This window comes from Capnocytophaga canis (assembly GCF_043187445.1).
In the GTDB taxonomy this organism is placed as follows: Bacteria; Bacteroidota; Bacteroidia; order Flavobacteriales; family Flavobacteriaceae; genus Capnocytophaga; species Capnocytophaga canis.
In genome coordinates, this window is the sequence record NZ_CP171121.1 from 2202664 (window position 1) to 2219954 (window position 17291).

The 17291-nt window shown below is 35.7% G+C and carries 10 protein-coding genes, 1 tRNA gene and 1 pseudogene; 6 read left to right on the forward strand and 6 right to left on the reverse strand.

Annotation, left to right across the window (positions count from 1 at the left end; genetic code table 11):
• Positions 1 to 54: 54 nt before the first annotated feature.
• Both ACF3OB_RS09395 and ACF3OB_RS09400 read right to left on the reverse strand, forming a co-directional pair.
• A complete protein-coding gene (locus ACF3OB_RS09395; protein ID WP_172914379.1) occupies positions 55 to 1125 on the reverse strand; it encodes a trypsin-like peptidase domain-containing protein in 1071 nt (356 codons plus the stop codon).
• Positions 1126 to 1140: 15 nt separating this feature from the next.
• Positions 1141 to 2319 (reverse strand): hypothetical protein, encoded by a 1179-nt coding sequence (locus ACF3OB_RS09400; RefSeq protein ID WP_157908985.1) that lies wholly within the window; start codon positions 2317 to 2319, stop codon positions 1141 to 1143.
• Positions 2320 to 2826: 507 nt separating this feature from the next.
• On the opposite strand from ACF3OB_RS09400, the gene ACF3OB_RS09405 reads away from it, so the two are divergent.
• The 3 genes from ACF3OB_RS09405 to ACF3OB_RS09415 all read left to right on the forward strand — a co-directional run bounded on the left by ACF3OB_RS09405 (position 2827) and on the right by ACF3OB_RS09415 (position 5755).
• Positions 2827 to 3567: a hypothetical protein gene (locus ACF3OB_RS09405; RefSeq protein ID WP_172919376.1), complete on the forward strand. Its 741-nt coding sequence runs from the start codon at positions 2827 to 2829 to the stop codon at positions 3565 to 3567.
• A 132-nt stretch (positions 3568 to 3699) separates the two neighbouring features.
• Complete coding sequence (locus ACF3OB_RS09410; RefSeq protein ID WP_095894317.1) at positions 3700 to 4950, forward strand: IS4 family transposase; 1251 nt, start codon at positions 3700 to 3702, stop codon at positions 4948 to 4950.
• Between the two features lie 127 nt (positions 4951 to 5077).
• Entirely contained in the window at positions 5078 to 5755 is a 678-nt protein-coding gene (locus ACF3OB_RS09415) for a hypothetical protein (RefSeq protein ID WP_095893371.1), read from the forward strand.
• A gap of 8 nt (positions 5756 to 5763) precedes the next feature.
• Here ACF3OB_RS09415 and ACF3OB_RS09420 read toward each other — a convergent pair whose 3' ends face one another.
• The 3 genes from ACF3OB_RS09420 to ACF3OB_RS09430 all read right to left on the reverse strand — a co-directional run bounded on the left by ACF3OB_RS09420 (position 5764) and on the right by ACF3OB_RS09430 (position 13829).
• Positions 5764 to 6354 (reverse strand): DUF502 domain-containing protein, encoded by a 591-nt coding sequence (locus ACF3OB_RS09420; protein ID WP_392447546.1) that lies wholly within the window; start codon positions 6352 to 6354, stop codon positions 5764 to 5766.
• Between the two features lie 136 nt (positions 6355 to 6490).
• A complete protein-coding gene (locus ACF3OB_RS09425) occupies positions 6491 to 11101 on the reverse strand; it encodes a DUF5689 domain-containing protein (protein WP_392447548.1) in 4611 nt (1536 codons plus the stop codon).
• Between the two features lie 13 nt (positions 11102 to 11114).
• On the reverse strand, positions 11115 to 13829 hold the full coding sequence (locus ACF3OB_RS09430; protein ID WP_392447551.1) for a carboxypeptidase-like regulatory domain-containing protein: 2715 nt from the start codon (positions 13827 to 13829) through the stop codon (positions 11115 to 11117).
• 299 nt (positions 13830 to 14128) lie between these two features.
• Between ACF3OB_RS09430 and ACF3OB_RS09435 the strand changes: the two genes are divergently transcribed.
• Together ACF3OB_RS09435 and ACF3OB_RS11455 are read left to right on the forward strand one after the other, a co-directional pair.
• Positions 14129 to 14893: a superoxide dismutase gene (locus ACF3OB_RS09435; RefSeq protein ID WP_095911799.1), complete on the forward strand. Its 765-nt coding sequence runs from the start codon at positions 14129 to 14131 to the stop codon at positions 14891 to 14893.
• Positions 14894 to 15277: 384 nt separating this feature from the next.
• Positions 15278 to 15442, forward strand: a pseudogene (locus tag ACF3OB_RS11455) (IS1 family transposase); the annotation flags it as partial.
• A 296-nt stretch (positions 15443 to 15738) separates the two neighbouring features.
• Here ACF3OB_RS11455 and ACF3OB_RS09445 read toward each other — a convergent pair.
• Positions 15739 to 15812 (reverse strand) — tRNA-Met (locus tag ACF3OB_RS09445).
• Between the two features lie 135 nt (positions 15813 to 15947).
• Here ACF3OB_RS09445 and ACF3OB_RS09450 point away from each other — a divergent pair.
• Complete coding sequence (locus tag ACF3OB_RS09450) at positions 15948 to 17189, forward strand: sulfate adenylyltransferase subunit 1 (protein WP_392447553.1); 1242 nt, start codon at positions 15948 to 15950, stop codon at positions 17187 to 17189.
• Positions 17190 to 17291 lie beyond the last annotated feature (102 nt).

A 17291-nucleotide genomic window follows, 5' to 3' on the forward strand; every position in this document is an offset into this window, starting at 1 on the left:
TTTTTATTTTAAATTTTAACTCATTACAAGCACAAATTCCCTATTTGTACTCTTTTATGCTAATTTCGAATCGATTGAATACTCACAGTGATATTGTTCAACTAAAATATTGTCCAAATCATCCGCTAATTTTGGAATGTCGCGTACATGATTTTTAATTTTTTCACTATCTTCCGAGAATAAGTCGGAAAGATGTACGCGATAAGATAAATAAATAATGTTTTCGGAAATCCCAAAATGGTAGGGACTGTAAGGATGTGAAAGCATATACTCGTATAACGGAGCTAAATTCTGTTTCGGTAGCTTCACTAATGGCGAAGTAACAATCAAGTAGTTACTTCTGAAAATAAACATCCGTATCAATGCACTACCCTGATGAAACTCCCATACATCACGTCCTGCACGACACAAAATAGGATTTGCTCCCATGTCAGCGATTGCCGACTCGATGAATGTGGCAAAATTGGACAGTTCAAATTCCTCAAAAACAGAAGCATTCACTTTATTTCCACACTGTGGGCAAAATTTGGTTTCTGTTTCAATAAAATGATCACATGAATTGCACTTCACCCTAAAAACATTATCCGAAAAGGTGAAATCACGTAATTCCTTGATTACTTCATTGAAGTGAATAGCAAACCCTACATTGTCCGCCTCTGTAAATTTTGAAGTTGTAACCCCTACCAACATTCCGTCTTGATTCAGCATTGGACCTCCTGAATTACCAGGATTTACGGCAGCATCGGTTTGCACGTAATGGCGATTGTTCATCGGCTGATTCGTCGACGAAATAATTCCTTCCGTGATGGTAAAAGGCATTCCGAAAGGAAATCCATTGATAAACACTTTCTGCGTATTATGTATTTGTAAATCAGGGTTTATGGTGATTGAAGTATCTGCTAATGAAATTCCCTCAACGTGCAAAAAAGCTAGATCTAATTCAGGGTTTGCCATTACCACACGTGCAAAGTAACGATTTCGCTCTTGGTCTTCTACTGCCAACGTTTTTGCTCCTTCCACCACGTGATAGTTTGTAATTAAAAAATCATAACCCTTAACTGCAAAACCACTACCTGTTCCTCCTGAGGTAATGATTTTAAAGATATATTTTTTATGTTGTTCCATGTTCAATTCTTGATTTTATCCAAACAACCGAGCCAAAAAGCCTTTTTTGGTTGTTGTTCCGTTTTTGATGTTTTTCGGTAAGGTTTCATTGAGCAAATGATCAAAAGTTTCCAAGTAAATAGTGGCTGCCTTTTCGTAGGCTTCACCCGAGGCACGTTCAAGTGTTCCGATAATAAAGTCCTTGTAATTTTGATCTAAATTATAGAAATACATCAATCGTAAGTAGATGTAATTCAGGTAATAAGCTACGTTGAAGTGATCGTTCGAATTTTTATACTTGCGTATCTGCTCTTCGAAGTCGGTTACATATTCTTGGATGATTTTTGAAGAAGATCGCCATTTGAGTCCCATCAAGGCTTTTGTGTAATAGATGTCCTTCATAAGATCTTCTTGCGATTTCTCCATCAATTTTTTAAAGAAATTTCTTCCTCGGTCAATGCGGTAATGAAAGTCGATTCGATTATTGCTTATATTTTGTATATATTCCTGTAAATCAACACGCAGAACTCCTTGTATACACGGCATATTTCCTAATTGTAGCAGACTAATCATCAAAATATCCCACTGACTTTCCGACCAGCGTTTCTCTTGAAAATAGTCCATGAAGAGTTTGTATTCATCTAAAATACTTTGGATTTTCTCCCACGCTTGTTGTTTTTCTTCTTCATTAAGATGTTCAATAACAGGAGATTGCACATATTCTACATTGTATTTTTCGATAAATTCATCATCAAAATCATCAGCGGTTTCACAAATTTCACGCAATGCTTCATAGATTTTATTGGGCTGACACACATAGAGTGGAGCTTCGAATTTAAACCACAGCATTTGGTTTTCGAGATGAATCTGAGGGATGGTCAAGTGCGTAAAATTCAGTTCATTAACTTCACGAAGTAAAGCGATTTTGTTTGATTTTTCTGTAATTTTAACGAAAGGTGATTCGATATAAAAATAATCGTTTCGCACACCAAAGGTAACACGAGAAGACCCTTGTGGATACTCAACAGAAAAATCGCCCGAGGCAGGTACTTGCTTTGCTACCTCTGGATTGATGTAGTCCAATAACTTTCGTAAAGATTCTGCATAACGTTTTTCTTCAAAAGCATCGACCGCAGCATACCAACTATCCACTTGAGCGATAGGGTCATTGATGTTTTTTATAGGCCTGTGATACTTCGGGATTCTATTTCTCATATATATATGTTTTCGAAGCAACAAAAGTACTATTTTTTTAGGTTTTGCAAAAATTATGCACCCACGATTTTCAGAAAATATTTCGTTTACTGAGTATGGGCATTGAGGAAAAAACATCAAATGAGAAAAATATCAAAAAAAAATCTTTTTATCTGTATTTTAACAATAAAAATTTGAACCACGTAATTAAAATGTTAAAAAAATATCATATTAATAAAATTATTTTATTTTTATTATGTTATTTATGTCATTATTTTCTTATTATTTGAATGATTGTAAAAAAACTCTAAAAATATTTTGTTATTTTAAATGTTAATTCTACTTTCGTACCGTTGAATATGCATAATCAATAACATTTAATTAGGTAGCGTATTATTAATTGAAGACCATAAAAATCCAATAACTGTCTTCAAGTTTGGTAAGCATTTAGGATGTTACAAGTAGATTTTAATTGAATTTAAAACAGCTTTTATTTTAATTAAACTCTTAACAACATATATTTATTTTATGAAAACACGTTTTTTACTAATCCTCGGATTGTCATTTTTGTTATCGTCGTGTCAATGTGCTTTGGTACGATTAGTACTTGTTAAAAAATCTGCTGTTAAACATAAAAGAGTACTTGTAAAAGGTGATCAGGAATTTATTTTTATTCCCATGGTTCATTTAGGTAAGCAACAGTACTATGACGAAGTTAAGGAATATATAACAAAAAAACGCTCGGAGGGATATAAAATCTATTATGAAGGTGTTGGGATAAGTCGTGATTCTATCAGTGATGAAAAAAAAGATACTTTAGAACGAAAACAACGAAAAATATTAGGATTTCACCTTACGGTATATAATGATAAAGACAACCAATCGTTGCCTCGATGTGTGAAAAAATACGTGGGGCAAACATTGACGAACACAGGAATCATTCCCGAAATAGATACGAATGCTGACTTAAGCACCGAAGAACTTATAGAAAGATTTGAGACTAAATATGGTAAAATTTTATTAAACGAATGTGATTTTACTACTCCACTGAAAGCCCCGTACGAGTGTAATAAAGAAATGAGTAGGAGAGAATTCTCAAATATAAATTTTACATACACTCACTTGCTACGTGATTCTCATTTGGCAGAGCTTCTTAAAACAACAAAAGACAAAAAGGTGGTCATCGTTTTTGGAAAAAAACATTGGATTATGGGGGTTTACCCTACTCTAAGAGATGAAGGTTTTGAGCTTATTGAAGGGAAAATTTAAGCGACATTCCCCCAAAAAGTATATTATGGGATACTCACAAAGTATATGTTATTTCACAACTATCCGAAACTTTTAAAATAAAAGTTGCCTGAGAATGTTGTATATTTGAAAAATTCCCATTTTTTTTCAATTATGGCACTCTTCAGGCGAAGCAAAAATACAAATAAACCCGTAATCAGACAAATTTTAGATCTCATTCCTGCGCATATTTTAAGAGCGGAAATCGCTAAACATCAGTCCGATAAGGGAAAGTCTACCTATAAAACTCGCGACCAATTGGTGGCACTAACTTTCGGACAGCTGAATAAATGCTATACGCTATCCGACATAAGTTGCGGATTATCAGTAAGTAGCACTTTCCTAAGCGATCTCCAACTCAAACAAAGTCCCGCAAAATCAACAATGAGTGATGGAAACAAAGTAAGACATTATGCAGTATTTAAAGATTTGTATTCTAGTCTTTTAAAGTATTACAAACACTCTTTAAAAGCCAAACATCAAAGTCATATCATCGATGAAATCCAAAACCACAAAATAAAAATCATTGACAGTACTACCATTAGCCTGTGTTTAAGTCTTTTCAACTGGGCAAAATTTCGGACAGCTAAAGGCGGACTCAAAATTCACACCGTTTGGGACGATCAACTTGGATTGCCTGAAATGGTCAATATCACCGAAGCTAAAACACACGATAGCAAAGGATTACAACAAAATATCTATCCGAAAAACACCATCATTGTTGAGGATAGAGGCTATTTTGATTTTAGTTTGATGCTCGGCAGAATCCATTGCCAAAATACTTTTGTTACGCGAATTAAGTCCAACACGCTCTACCAAAGTTTTGAAGAACGAGACCTGCCTGATGAAAAAGACCACGACATCCTCAAAGATGAAATCATCGTTTTGACCTCAAAAAAGGCGGTAGAAAGTGGTATTGATCAAGAGAAATTACGTTTGGTAACGGTTTATAAGCAAGACGGCAACAAAACCATAGAAATCATCACCAATAATATGGATTGGACGGCGAGAACCATTGCGGATTTGTACAAAAAACGATGGGATATTGAGTTGTTTTTCAAGGCGATGAAGCAAAATTTACAGATAAAAACTTTTCTTGGCACGAGTGAAAATGCGGTGAAATCACAGATTTATGTATCTTTGATTTGCTATCTTCTGTTGGAGTTGATAAAGCGATTTTATAGCGATAAAAAGACGGCATTTAGTAATTTTTGCGAGAAAATAAGGGTGTGTCTTATGCACTATCTGACGCTGAATTATGTTTGCAACGAACTGAAACCTATCGTAAAAAAAGTGAAAAAACCACCTGAAAACACACTCTTTGACAGAGATAATTCCGCACAACAAACAAGTCTGCCCTTATAAATAAAGGGTTGACAAGGAATTTTATGAGTTTTCAAAAAACTTTCGGACGGCTGTGATGTTATTTATGAAAAAACGTTTTTTACTAATTCTCGGATTGTCATTTTTGTTATCGTCATGTCAATGTACTTTGATTAAGTTATTTAACGTACAAAGGTCAGCTCTCAAACATAAAAAAGTATTTGTACGAGGAGATCAAAGTTTTATTTATATTCCGATGAATCATTTGGGTCGCCAGCAGTATTATGATGAAATCAAAGCCTATTTAGAAATAAAACGTTCAGAAGGCTATACAATTTATTACGAAGGAATGTATCTAAGTAGAGATACCATAAATCAACAGCGGAAAGATACTTTACTATTAAAAAGAAGAAAACTTATGGGATTTCACCTCACACCTTCCTATAGCGACAAAAACAATCATTCGCTGCCAAAATGTTACAAAAAATATGTTGGGCAAACGATGGAAAACACAGGAATCATTTATGGAACAGACGTGAATATTGACATGACTACGGAAGAAGTCATTGAGGCATATGAGGCTAAATATGGAGAAATTCCGTTGAATGAATGTGATTTTACCACACCTTTGAATACTCCTTACAAATGTGAGCAAATAAAAGGGGTGCACCCAACAAATTTGCTTTATAGATACTCTCATACATTCCGCGATGAACATCTTGAAAACTTTATAAAAACCGTAAAGGACAAAAAGGTAATTTTAATTTTTGGAAGAGCCCATTGGCATCACGGTATTCGCTCTACTTTAATAGATGAAAACTTTGAAATGATTGAAGGGAAAATCTAAAAATCCTTTTAGTGGTTTTTTGTATTTGTCATGCCACTCATCCCTCCACTGAGGGCAAATTCCATAGCCTTATGAGCGGAAAAGCCTTCAGCTGGTTTTATATTGTTAGCATTGGTGACAATCACCCAACCCGAAATCGCATAGGAATGGGGTAGGTAAACGCTAACCATATCAGGCATATTTGCCAAGTCCATGTTTTTTTGAGTTAAAAAGCCAATACGCCAAGTTTCGGGTTTTTCTTGTACTTTAACCCACACAGGATTATTGAATTTCCGTTTATCACCTACAAATGAAGTCAGTACATCTTTGATAGAGGAATAGATAAACTTGATACCTGGGGTATGCTCCAACAAATAATCTAAACTATTGACAAGCAAGCGTCCTAAAAGGAATTTATTTCCGATAAATCCAACCAACGTAGTCCCGATGATAATCATAAAAAACACCAATCCGGGGTATTTTTTTGAGACATCGGGCAGTAAGTTGTCGATACTCGAAAAAATAGACCATATAATCCATATGGTGGCACTCAAAGGCCCTAAAATTAAAATCCCTTGTAGGAAATAGCGAATGAATGTGGCAAAATGATTGTTTTTCATCTTTTTTTGAGGCAAAAATAAAACAAAAATCACTACGGATATGTTTTCCGTAGTGATTTTTTAGTTTTTATCTTTGGAGGCGGGGTTATTCTTTCAAGTAAATAACACTTTCCAAAATCACTTCTTACGAGAGAAACTACGGACACACTTGGTAGGCTCCCGTAAAGTTTACATCGCTTACATTTCTCATTATAAGCTGAACACCCGAAGTATGAACCCCCATAACTCCCGTAATCGTACCTTTTTTATCGCTTACAGTCTCATTTACAAACACAGCATTATTTCTCGTATAAACATTCAAAGCATTGTTACAATCCGTTGTGATGGCTTGTGTCCCTTTGTAAGTTTTTGAAACATCTTTAAACTGAGCGTTTTCAATGCGTACCAACTGGCTTTCGTAGTTCCCTGTTATGGCTTCTGCAATGGTAATTGTTTTTGGTGTAATAGGCGTTGCACTGTTGTTTACACTAAGCACATTAACACTGGCTTTGAGTCCCTCAATTTGTAGTAACCCATTGAACCTTTTCAGTTTAGTACCTTTCAAATTCAATTCTAACTCCGTACCCAACGCATAGGAATGAGTCGAAGCAAATCGCAAGGCAATTCCCGCTGTGTTATCTTGGGCAAAGGCATTCGCACCTGCTATATTTTTCCCGTCTTTGTCAGAAGTAATAATTACTTTGATTTTGAGGTCTTCCGTAATATCAACATCTCCTAAAGTATGCATTGCTCGAACTTCACTTACGGTTTTCTCAGCATTCGTAGGAGGAGTACTTGGGTCTCCACAATCTTGATAGGCTTCGGTAAAGTTTACGTCACTTACATTTCTCATTATAAGTTGAGCACCCGAAGTGTGAACGCCCATAACTCCTGTAATCGTACCTTTTTTATCGCTTACAATCTCATTTACAAACACTGCCTGACTTCTCGTATAAACATTTAAAGCATTGCTACAATCCGTAGTGATAGTTTGAGTTCCCTTGTAGATCACCGAAACATCTTTAAACTGAGCGTTTTCTATGCGTACTAACTGGCTTTCGTAATTCCCTGTTACAGCTTCTGCAATGGTAATTGTTTTTGGGGTAATAGGTGTCGCACTATTGTTTTTGCTGAGTACGTTACTGGCTTTGAGTCCCTCGATTTGTAATAACCCATTATACCTTTTCAATTTAGTACCTTTCAAATTTAATTCTAATTCCGTACCCAACGCATGGGAATGTTCCGAAGCAAATCGCAAGGTAATTCCCGCTGTATTGTCTTGAGCAAAAGCGTTTGTCTGTGGCACATTTTTCCCGTCTTTATCAGATGTTATTACTACTTTGATTTTGAGGTCTTCCGCTATATCAACATCCGCTGAGGTATGCATATCACGGATTTGTTTCACGGTTTTCTCCTCATACGTAGGCGTACTCGGGTCTCCTGAGTCGCCACAATCTTGATAGGCTTGCGTAAAGTTTACATCGCCTATGTTTCTCATTATGAGTTGAACACCTGACGTATGAATGCCCATAACTCCCGTAATCGTACCTTTTTTATTACTCACATCTTGATTTGCAAAGGTTGCTTGGCTTCGGGTGAAAACATTCAAAGCATTATTACAATCCGTAGTGATAACTTGTGTCCTGTTGTAAACGTTTAAAACATCTTTAAACTGAGCGTTTTCTATACGTACTAACTGGCTTTCGTAGTTCCCTGTTAAAGCTTCCGCAATAGTAATTGTTTTGGGGGTAGGCACTCCTGCATCTACTTTTTTATTAATAAGGTTGCTGGCTTTGAGTCCCTCAATTTGTAGCAAACCACTATATTTTTTCAGTTTAGTACCTTTCAAATTCAATTCCAATTCCGTACCCAACGCATAGGAATGCTCCGAAGCAAATCGCAAAGCAATACCCGCTGTGTTATCTTGAGCAAAGGCATTCGCACCTGGCACGTTTTTCGCATCTTTATCAGATGTTACTACAACTTTGATTTTTACATTTTCCTCAAAAACAAAAGTTTCTGCCTTAAGTAATTCACGTATTTCTTTTACAGTTTTCAGAGTTGCCTCTGTATCAGGATTATCGGGAGTATCTCCTTCACATTTAGTATAATCATTTTCAAATTTCACATCAGTTACATTTCTCATTATGAGTTGAATAGTAGAGTTATGGACAGCCATTACCCCGGTGATTGTACCTTTTTTATCGCTAACGTCTTTTCCTGCAAAAGATGCTTCTTTTCGAGTGTATACAACCAAATGATTGGTACAATCCGTAGTGATAGTTTGAGTTCCGCTGTAGATTTTTAAAACATCCGTAAACTGAGCATTTTCAATACGCACCAATTGGCTCTCGTAGTTTTCTGTCAAAGCCTCTGCAATGGTAACTGTCTTAGGAGTAGGCACCCCTGCATCCGCTTTCTTATTAATAACGTTGCTGGCTTTAAGTCCTTCAATTTGTAATAATCCATTATATTTTTTCAGTTTAGTACCTTTTAGATTCAACTCTAATTCAGTACCCAATGCATAGGAATGAGCCGAAGCAAATCGCAAAGCAATACCTGCTGTGTCGTCTTGAGCAAATGCATTTGCACCTGCTACGTTTTTCGCATCTTTATCAGATGTTACTACAACTTTGATTTTTACATTTTCCTCAAAAACAAAAGTTTCTGCTTTAAGTAATTCACGTATTTCTTTTACAGTTTTGAGAGTTGCCTCTGTATCAGGATTATCGGGAGTATCTCCTTCACATTTAGTGTAATCATTTTCAAATTTCACATCATTTATATTTCTCATTATGAGTTGAATGCCACTGGAATGAACTCCCATTACCCCAGTGATTGTACCTTTTTTATCGCTAACGTCTTTTCCTGCAAAAGATGCTTCTTTTCGAGTGTATACAGCCAAATGATTGGTACAATCCGTAGTGATAGTTTGAGTTCCGCTGTAGATTTTTAAAACATCCGTAAACTGAGCATTTTCAATACGCACCAATTGGCTCTCGTAGTTTCCTGTCAAAGCCTCTGCAATAGTAATTGTTTTCGGAGTAGGCACTCCCGCATCTGCTTTTTGATTGATAACGTTACTAACTTTGAGTCCTTCGATTTGTAATAATCCATTATATTTTTTCAGTTTAGTACCTTTTAGATTCAATTCTAATTCAGTACCCAACGCATAGGAATGAGCAGAAGCGAATCGTAAGGCAATACCCGCTGTATTATCCTGAGCAAATGCATTTGCACCTGCCACGTTTTTCGCCTCTTTGTCAGATGTTATTACGACTTTGATTTTTACATTTTCCTCAAAAACAAAAGTTTCTGATGCAAGTAACTCACGAATTTCTTTTACGGTTTTCAGAGTTGCGTCTGTGTCAGGATTATCGGGAGTTTCTCCCTGATTTTGACCTATGTGTACATTTTGCAGTTGGACAGTTGTACTTATTTTTCCTCCACTTTCGTATACAAAAGCAATATAAATTTCTTCTTTTGGAAGTGGAATAGCCGCAGATTCTTCATAGTTGTTATCATATTTTCCACTGTTGTTTATCAACGCATCAATTGCTGACTTACCGAGTTCCTTCCATGTAGCCCCATTAACATCATTGCTTCCGTTGTAATCACTACTGTAATATATTTTTAGCGGATTCCCATTTTGATGAGCATCTGCTAATTTAATTTTTAGAGCCAGATCTTCAGTTGTAATGTTAAATTTTGGCGTAATTAGCCATGTAGTTACATCAATCACAGCATTTTGCTTAAATGCCGACATTTGTACATAATTAACTTTATTGAAAGTTTTTATTTCCCACAGTCTATCTCCCTTGGTAGCAATAGTTTTCCATCCTTTAGGCATTCCTGAAGAGAAGGATTCATCAAAAGGGAATTGCGAAATGGTAATTTGTTCTGTTTCCTCCTCATTATTTCCTTCTCCAATAACCTTAATATCACTGGTTGAACTTACCATAAATTGATAGGATGAGCCATATTTTGTTAATACTCCTGTGACATCTAAAATACCTGCAGGTACTTTCTCATCAATAAAATTAGCATATCGGCTGGTTCTAAATGTAATTTTTTGACCTTGTTTGTCTATCAAATTATAGTTTGTTCCTTGCTGTGCATCATTGGCTTTTAAGTGATAGGTTTTTCCGATTGCAGCGGTTTGGAAAGATACATTTTTTAATGTAATTAATTGATTTACATTAGAATTTACTTTTAAAGTCTCAATAGAAGCATCTGCTTTTGCTAACTCTTCAACGGTTTTACTCTGATCCTTTAGAACAAAAAGATGAGATGAATAAACGGCAGGGGGAATACTTCCCACACTCACTCTTCCACTGCTACTTGTATAAGTTTTGTAGCCAATTTCCAATCCTCCGTTGTTGATCTGAGTGCTAAGTCCTTTCAAACGAAGTTGTACTTTACTTCCAACAGGGAACTCAGTGTACAAAGCAGTTTTATCAATACTTACTGCTACTCCAGCTGTTTTTTCTTCGTTCTGGATATACAACTTCTTATAAAAGTTACCTCCTTCATCACTTGAAACGATATATCCTTCAATAGCCTCATCTTTGGCATAGTCAGTAACTTCGGCTGTAGCTGAGCTATTTGCTTTTGTGAAACTCACAATCTCTCCATTAAAAGGAGTTAGTTGTCCTTTGTCATAATCTGGAAGTTCGTAATCTGTATCTTTTACACAGGCAACAATTGCAACCAATGATAGTAAAAGCATACTAAAAATAGAAATTATTTTTCGAGATTTCATAATCATTTTCTTTAAAGGTTTATATACTTATAGCTAAATTAATCATATAGGTTCGTCCGTAGCCCAAAAAGTAACGAGGGCCAAACGATGGTACGCCGTGAGCATTGTCTCTGAGCATACTTCCGTAGTTAGCAGTGCGTGACTGTTCGAAGCCTCCTGAGACAAAATTTTGACCGAATAAATTGTTAACGCTACCAATTAGGCTCACGTACGTTTTTTTAATACGCCATGATTTTCCTCCTACAACATTTACCAAAAAAACATCTTGTAAACGTTCCTGTTTTAGTAGTTTGCGAGCGAGTTCTTCATCAATATCTGTAAATGTTTTTCTAGTATCTGGATTGATAAAAAAACCGCGTGTTCTATTAATAGCAGATATAGATACGTAATTATCAGTCAATAGATTAGCAGTAGCAGATACCCACCAATATTTTTTATTTCGATGCTCGATCCCTATGGAATAAGCCTGTTGCGGCCCACTTGGAACACGGTAGTTCTTCAACGATACTTTATCTACTTCAATTACTCCTATTTCTCCCGATGACACATACATTTTAGGATTATTGATATATGTATGTTGTCCGATAGCTGCGGCTGCTGTAACCTTCCACGTAGGAAAAATCTGAGCCTCCGCACCAAATTCCAAACCAAAATGTCGTTTTTGAATGTTGTCAACCGTTTGTGAAATAAAATCACTTGAAATTTCATCGGTCAAAGCCATTTCTGTAAAGAAAAAGTTGGTTTCAGAAGTATTTTCAACATGAGTGTAGTATCCTGTCAAGCGTGATTTGAAGTAAGGTACTCGGAGAATATAGCTTCCATCAAAAGTGTAGGCCGTTTCATTTTTTAAGTTCGGCAGTATTCTGTTGGAATAACGAATATTAGCAAAACTATTTCGTATGGATTGTGGAGTATTAAAATAGCCGGTATTCAGCTGGAAAATATGTCTTCCTGTGAGAGCATAAGTCAGTCCAGCTTTGGTACTCACGCCTCTAAATATTTTTCGGTCACCCTTGCCAAAAGAATCCGCAAAAAGAGCATAGTTATATTTTCCTTCGCGTTGATATTCAGCATGATGTAGCCTACCTGTAACAAAAAAATCAACCTTATGAAACTTAAAATCCACCTGCGAAAAGAATTCTCCTAAAGAACTTTTCAATCCGTATTCATAATTCCATTTATCTCCTTTGACTTTTTGTAAATTAGTATCATTCTCATCATACGGTTTATTCGCAAAATAGTCGTAATTCATAAAGAAAGAACCTCCCAACAAATCATCTATCTGTGCATAATTTTCAGAAGTTATATTTCGGTAGACTAATCCTGATGTCCATTGAATGTTTTCCTGTAGAGGAGTTGAAAAGTTTACATTAGCAGAAAACGTACGTTCATCATTCACATCATTACTGATAATGAAAGCGCTACGATCATTACGAGTATTCATATTGGCACGGTACAACGATGACCAATCCAATTGTTGATGCTTCAAAAAATAATCCTTTTGCAAATTTGCCATTTCCCAATTTGGCCCCGTACGTTGGTTTATATAGTAACTGGGTAAATTTCGGTAATAATTTGGTTCAGGATTAGACGCATTACCATAGCTAATACGTGTGTTCCCCATATTTCCAAACTGATAACCCAAATCAACATTCAAGCGAGTATTATTCTTATGAAAATCATACGACAATATAAAAATAGGTTCGTCAATTATTCGATTTCTTGAATTTCGTATGTCTCCTGCTTGATTTCCCCAGTAAGGGTTGTATTTATATCCTGCCAAATCAATTACCTCACGAGTCAATGGAGCTGTTTTTCCTCTTCGAGTAAGTGAATACATTCCGAGGAGCGTAAAATTATGGTGTTGATTTAGGTGATATTCAACCGCACCAAATGAGGCATATGAATTATAGAGCGTTCCATCAATGTACGACCCATTTCCTGCCCATCGACGCGATGTGGAAAAAGAATAGGCGAATCCTTTTTTAGATAATCCCGAGTTGTAGGTGTACATAATCCGCCCAGCATAGCTTCGATTTCCTGCGGAAGTTGTAAATCGGAATCCTGGACGATTCAATGATGGTCGTATGTTGATATAATTTGACCCTGCTATTCCTCCGAAAGTATAATCTGATTTGGCTATACCGTGCTGTGACTCTTGGGTTCTTGTGACATCGTTAAGCCCCCCCCAATTACTCCATTGAGCCCTTCCATTTTCTATACGATTCATCGGGATTCCATTCATTAAAACTGTAACATCTTTAGAATCATATCCTCGAGGCTTAAAAAAAACAGCACTAAAATCAAAAGCTGCCCGACGCATAAAAATGTCCTGTGAACTATGTAAAAGTCCAGACATAGAATCAGCACCGCTTTCATCATCTTCCAATTCACTTTCGGTGATAACTGCCATTTGTTCAGATTCATGGACAAAATCGGCATCCATAAAAACTACCGGCAAGGTAACTTTCAATCCAGAGAGTTCTATCAACATGCGTTTTTCAACATAAGATTCCTTTGAAAAACGCAATACATAAGATCCTTCCGGAAGTTCAATACTAAAAAAACCGTTGATGTCCGTAACCCCAACAATGGTAGTACCCTCAACACGAACCTTTACATCTTGTAATGCATTTTTCATTTGATAATCAGACACATATCCCTCAATAACTGATTGAGAAAATATAGGTACTGACACCAAACACAACAAATAAAAACAGAGTGTTTTATACATGATTTTATTTTTTTAAGTTTGTAAAAATCTGAAATAAATTACTCCCACAAAGGTAACATAAAAATAACAAATAACAAATTATTGAAGTTTGTTTAGCCTAAAAATTACCAAATTTAGAAGCTCTCTTTCTATTCTAATGGAAAATAAAATTTAGAAGCTAATGTACTAAAAAATCTCTTTTAAGGTAAAACTTATTGATAATAAGGCGTTAATATCATCCGATAGTACAGAAAAAATGAAAAATAATTTTTATATCTATATTTTTTTTCTATTTTTGGCGAGAAAAAATATGTCACATTATGAAATTACGTAAATTAATCCCTATGACAGCTCTGATATTTTCAGGAGCTGTTTTCTCATCAGGAGAGCTATATGCTCAGAAAAAGAAAAAAGAAACCCGAGAAGCTAAAACAGAAAAAGTAAATTACGGAAGTCCCAGTGAAGTTAAAGCCAATGAAGGAGCCTTTAAAATCGTACCTCTAAACTATGGTTACGATGCGGTTAGTTCTTACATTGACCAGGAAACTATGTTCATACACTTTTCGAAACATTACGTAGGATACTTGAACAATCTAAACAAAGCTGTTGAAGGCAAAGCTCAAGCAAATCAATCCATTGAACAAGTGCTTAAAACTTTGGATATGAATAACGCGACCTTACGAAACAATGCTGGAGGCTATTATAACCACAATCTCTATTTTGATGTAATTTCTCCAAAAGGAGGAGGTATGCCAACAGGAACTTTGGCAACAGCTATCAACAATGAGTTCGGAAGTTTTGAAAATTTTAAAAAACTTTTTGCAGAGGCAGGAGGTAAACGCTTCGGATCAGGATGGGCGTGGCTAGTTGTAAATAATGGTAAATTACAAATCGGAAGTACAGCTAACCAAGATAATCCTTTGATGCCAGGATTGGAAATTTCTGGAACACCTATCTTAGGAATGGATGTGTGGGAACATGCGTACTACCTAAAATATCAAAATAAAAGAGGAGATTACATTCAAAATTTCTTTAACGTAATTGATTGGAATAAAGTAGCAGAATTATATAATAAGGCTAAATAAAGATATTTCATCCGTAAAAAACAACACCTCTGGATTTGATTCTTACCAAATTTTCAGAGGTGTTGTTTTTTATGACATATCTTTCTTTTCGAAACCTCCTAAAAAATGGTATTTTAAATTTGGTATATTTCATATAATTTAGCCGAATGAAATGTACCAGATGCGAATCGTTAAATAAGATTAAGGCAGGTTTTGTTGGAGGAAGACAGTAATATAAATGTAAAGAGTGTGGTTATTTTTTCAGTGTTGAGAAAAAAATCTGATGTAAAACGCCAGAACAAAAGCGTCTTGCTTTGCAAATGTATTTGGAAGGATATTGAATATTGTGGCAAGCAGTATACAGAAACTTTCTTGAAACTTTGACAACAATTGAAAAGCAGAGATATCAATGGTTTTTGTAGCGATTATTGCAAGAGTTATTCAGAGGTAATTCCAAGTGAAAAGCATATGGAATCCAAAACAGAAACCTTTACAGAGGAGGGATATAATAGCAGAATAAGACATCATTTGGCGAGATTTAAAAGAAAAGGAAAATGCTACTCGAAGTCAAAAAACAATGTTAGAAAACTCCTTGAAACTTTTATTTTTGAAGCTGAATAATCAATTAAATATATAATAATTCAAAAAAACTTTACTCTCCACTCTTTGCCTTTGTGAAGCTCGGCAGGTTTACAATCTACGAATATTTTTGCCCTATTGAGGGCTTGAAGATTTTTTGAGTGATTTTTAGGCATTTTTTATTAAGGCATTGAAAAATCAACCTCAATAATTGTCCCAATTTTGACACAGTTGCTTAAAACAAATAAGCGTAACAAATTGTTTATCAATTTATTACGCTTAAAAAGTAGCGAAGACGGGATTTGAACCCGTGACCTTTGGGTTATGAATCCAACGCTCTAACCAACTGAGCTACCTCGCCAATTCATATCACTCCATCCGAGTTTGCGGGTGCAAATATAGGATTTTTTTTTATTATGACAAACTTTTTTAAAAGATTTTTTAGTTATACAATTATTTATTACCTTTGCGGACATAAGTTAATGAATAAAAAGCAATGGATATACTTAGGTTTTTAACAGCAGGAAGTGTTGATGACGGAAAAAGTACATTAATCGGAAGGCTTCTTTACGACAGTAAAAATATATTGATAGACCAAATGGAGGCCTTGGAACGTAGTTCAAAAAACCGGGAAGACGGAAGTGTCGATTTAGCACTACTGACTGATGGGCTTCGTGCCGAGCGTGAGCAAGGTATCACCATTGATGTGGCATATAAATATTTTTCAACACCTAAGCGTAAATTCATTATCGCTGATGCACCAGGACATATTCAGTACACTCGAAACATGGTCACAGGAGCTTCAAATGCTGATCTGATAATTATCCTAATTGATGCTCGAAATGGAGTTATTGAACAGACAAAACGCCACTCCATCATAGCATCTTTGTTAAATATTCCTCATGTGATTGTTGCCATCAACAAGATGGATTTAGTAGATTTTGCACAAAATCGTTTCGAAGAAATTAAACAAGAATATGAGAAAGTAGCCAAAGCATTAGAGCTTAACGGAGTAGAATTCATTCCCATTAGTGCTTTAAATGGTGATAACATTGTTGAGAAATCAACAAAGATGGACTGGTACGAGGGAACTTCATTACTAAATCGATTAGAAACTATTGAATTAGCTACGTCCACTAACTTGACAAATGCTCGTTTTCCCGTGCAATTGGTGTTAAGACCACAAACGGAAGAACTTCATGATTATCGGGGATATGCAGGGAAAATTGAAAGTGGCATATTTAAAAAAGGAGATAAGGTAGTGGTTTATCCTTCCAAAATAGAGGCGACCATTTCCGCTGTCGAAGTTAATAATCAAGAAGTTGTAGAAGCATTTGCTCCCCAAAGTGCTGTACTTCACTTGGAGGAAGATGTAGATGTCAGTCGGGGTTCATTAATTGCTAAAGATGATGAACTTATCAAAGTTTCCAATGAGTTGGAGGCCACCATCTGCTGGATGGATGAACGTCCATTGCATGTTGGCGGGCGCTATTTATTGCAACATAACACCCAAGTAGTGAACGCCATTGTTAAGGAAATTAAAGAGCGAATTGATGTAAATACTTTGGAGCGTTTTGGAGGCGTTTCGTCCGTTTCGTTGAATGAGGTAGTAACTGTAAAAATCAAAACGTCAAGTCCTTTGGCATATGACAGCTACAAGAAAATACGAGAAACAGGAAGTGCAATTCTGATTGATACTACAAGCTACGTAACTGTGGCAGCTGTCCTTTTGAAGTAGGAGTAAAACATCTGATAAAATTCAAAAAAAGAGGTTGTCTTGAAAAAAGAACAACCTCTTTTACGTATAATTATGGGGCAATGTGGTAAAAAATGGTGCTTT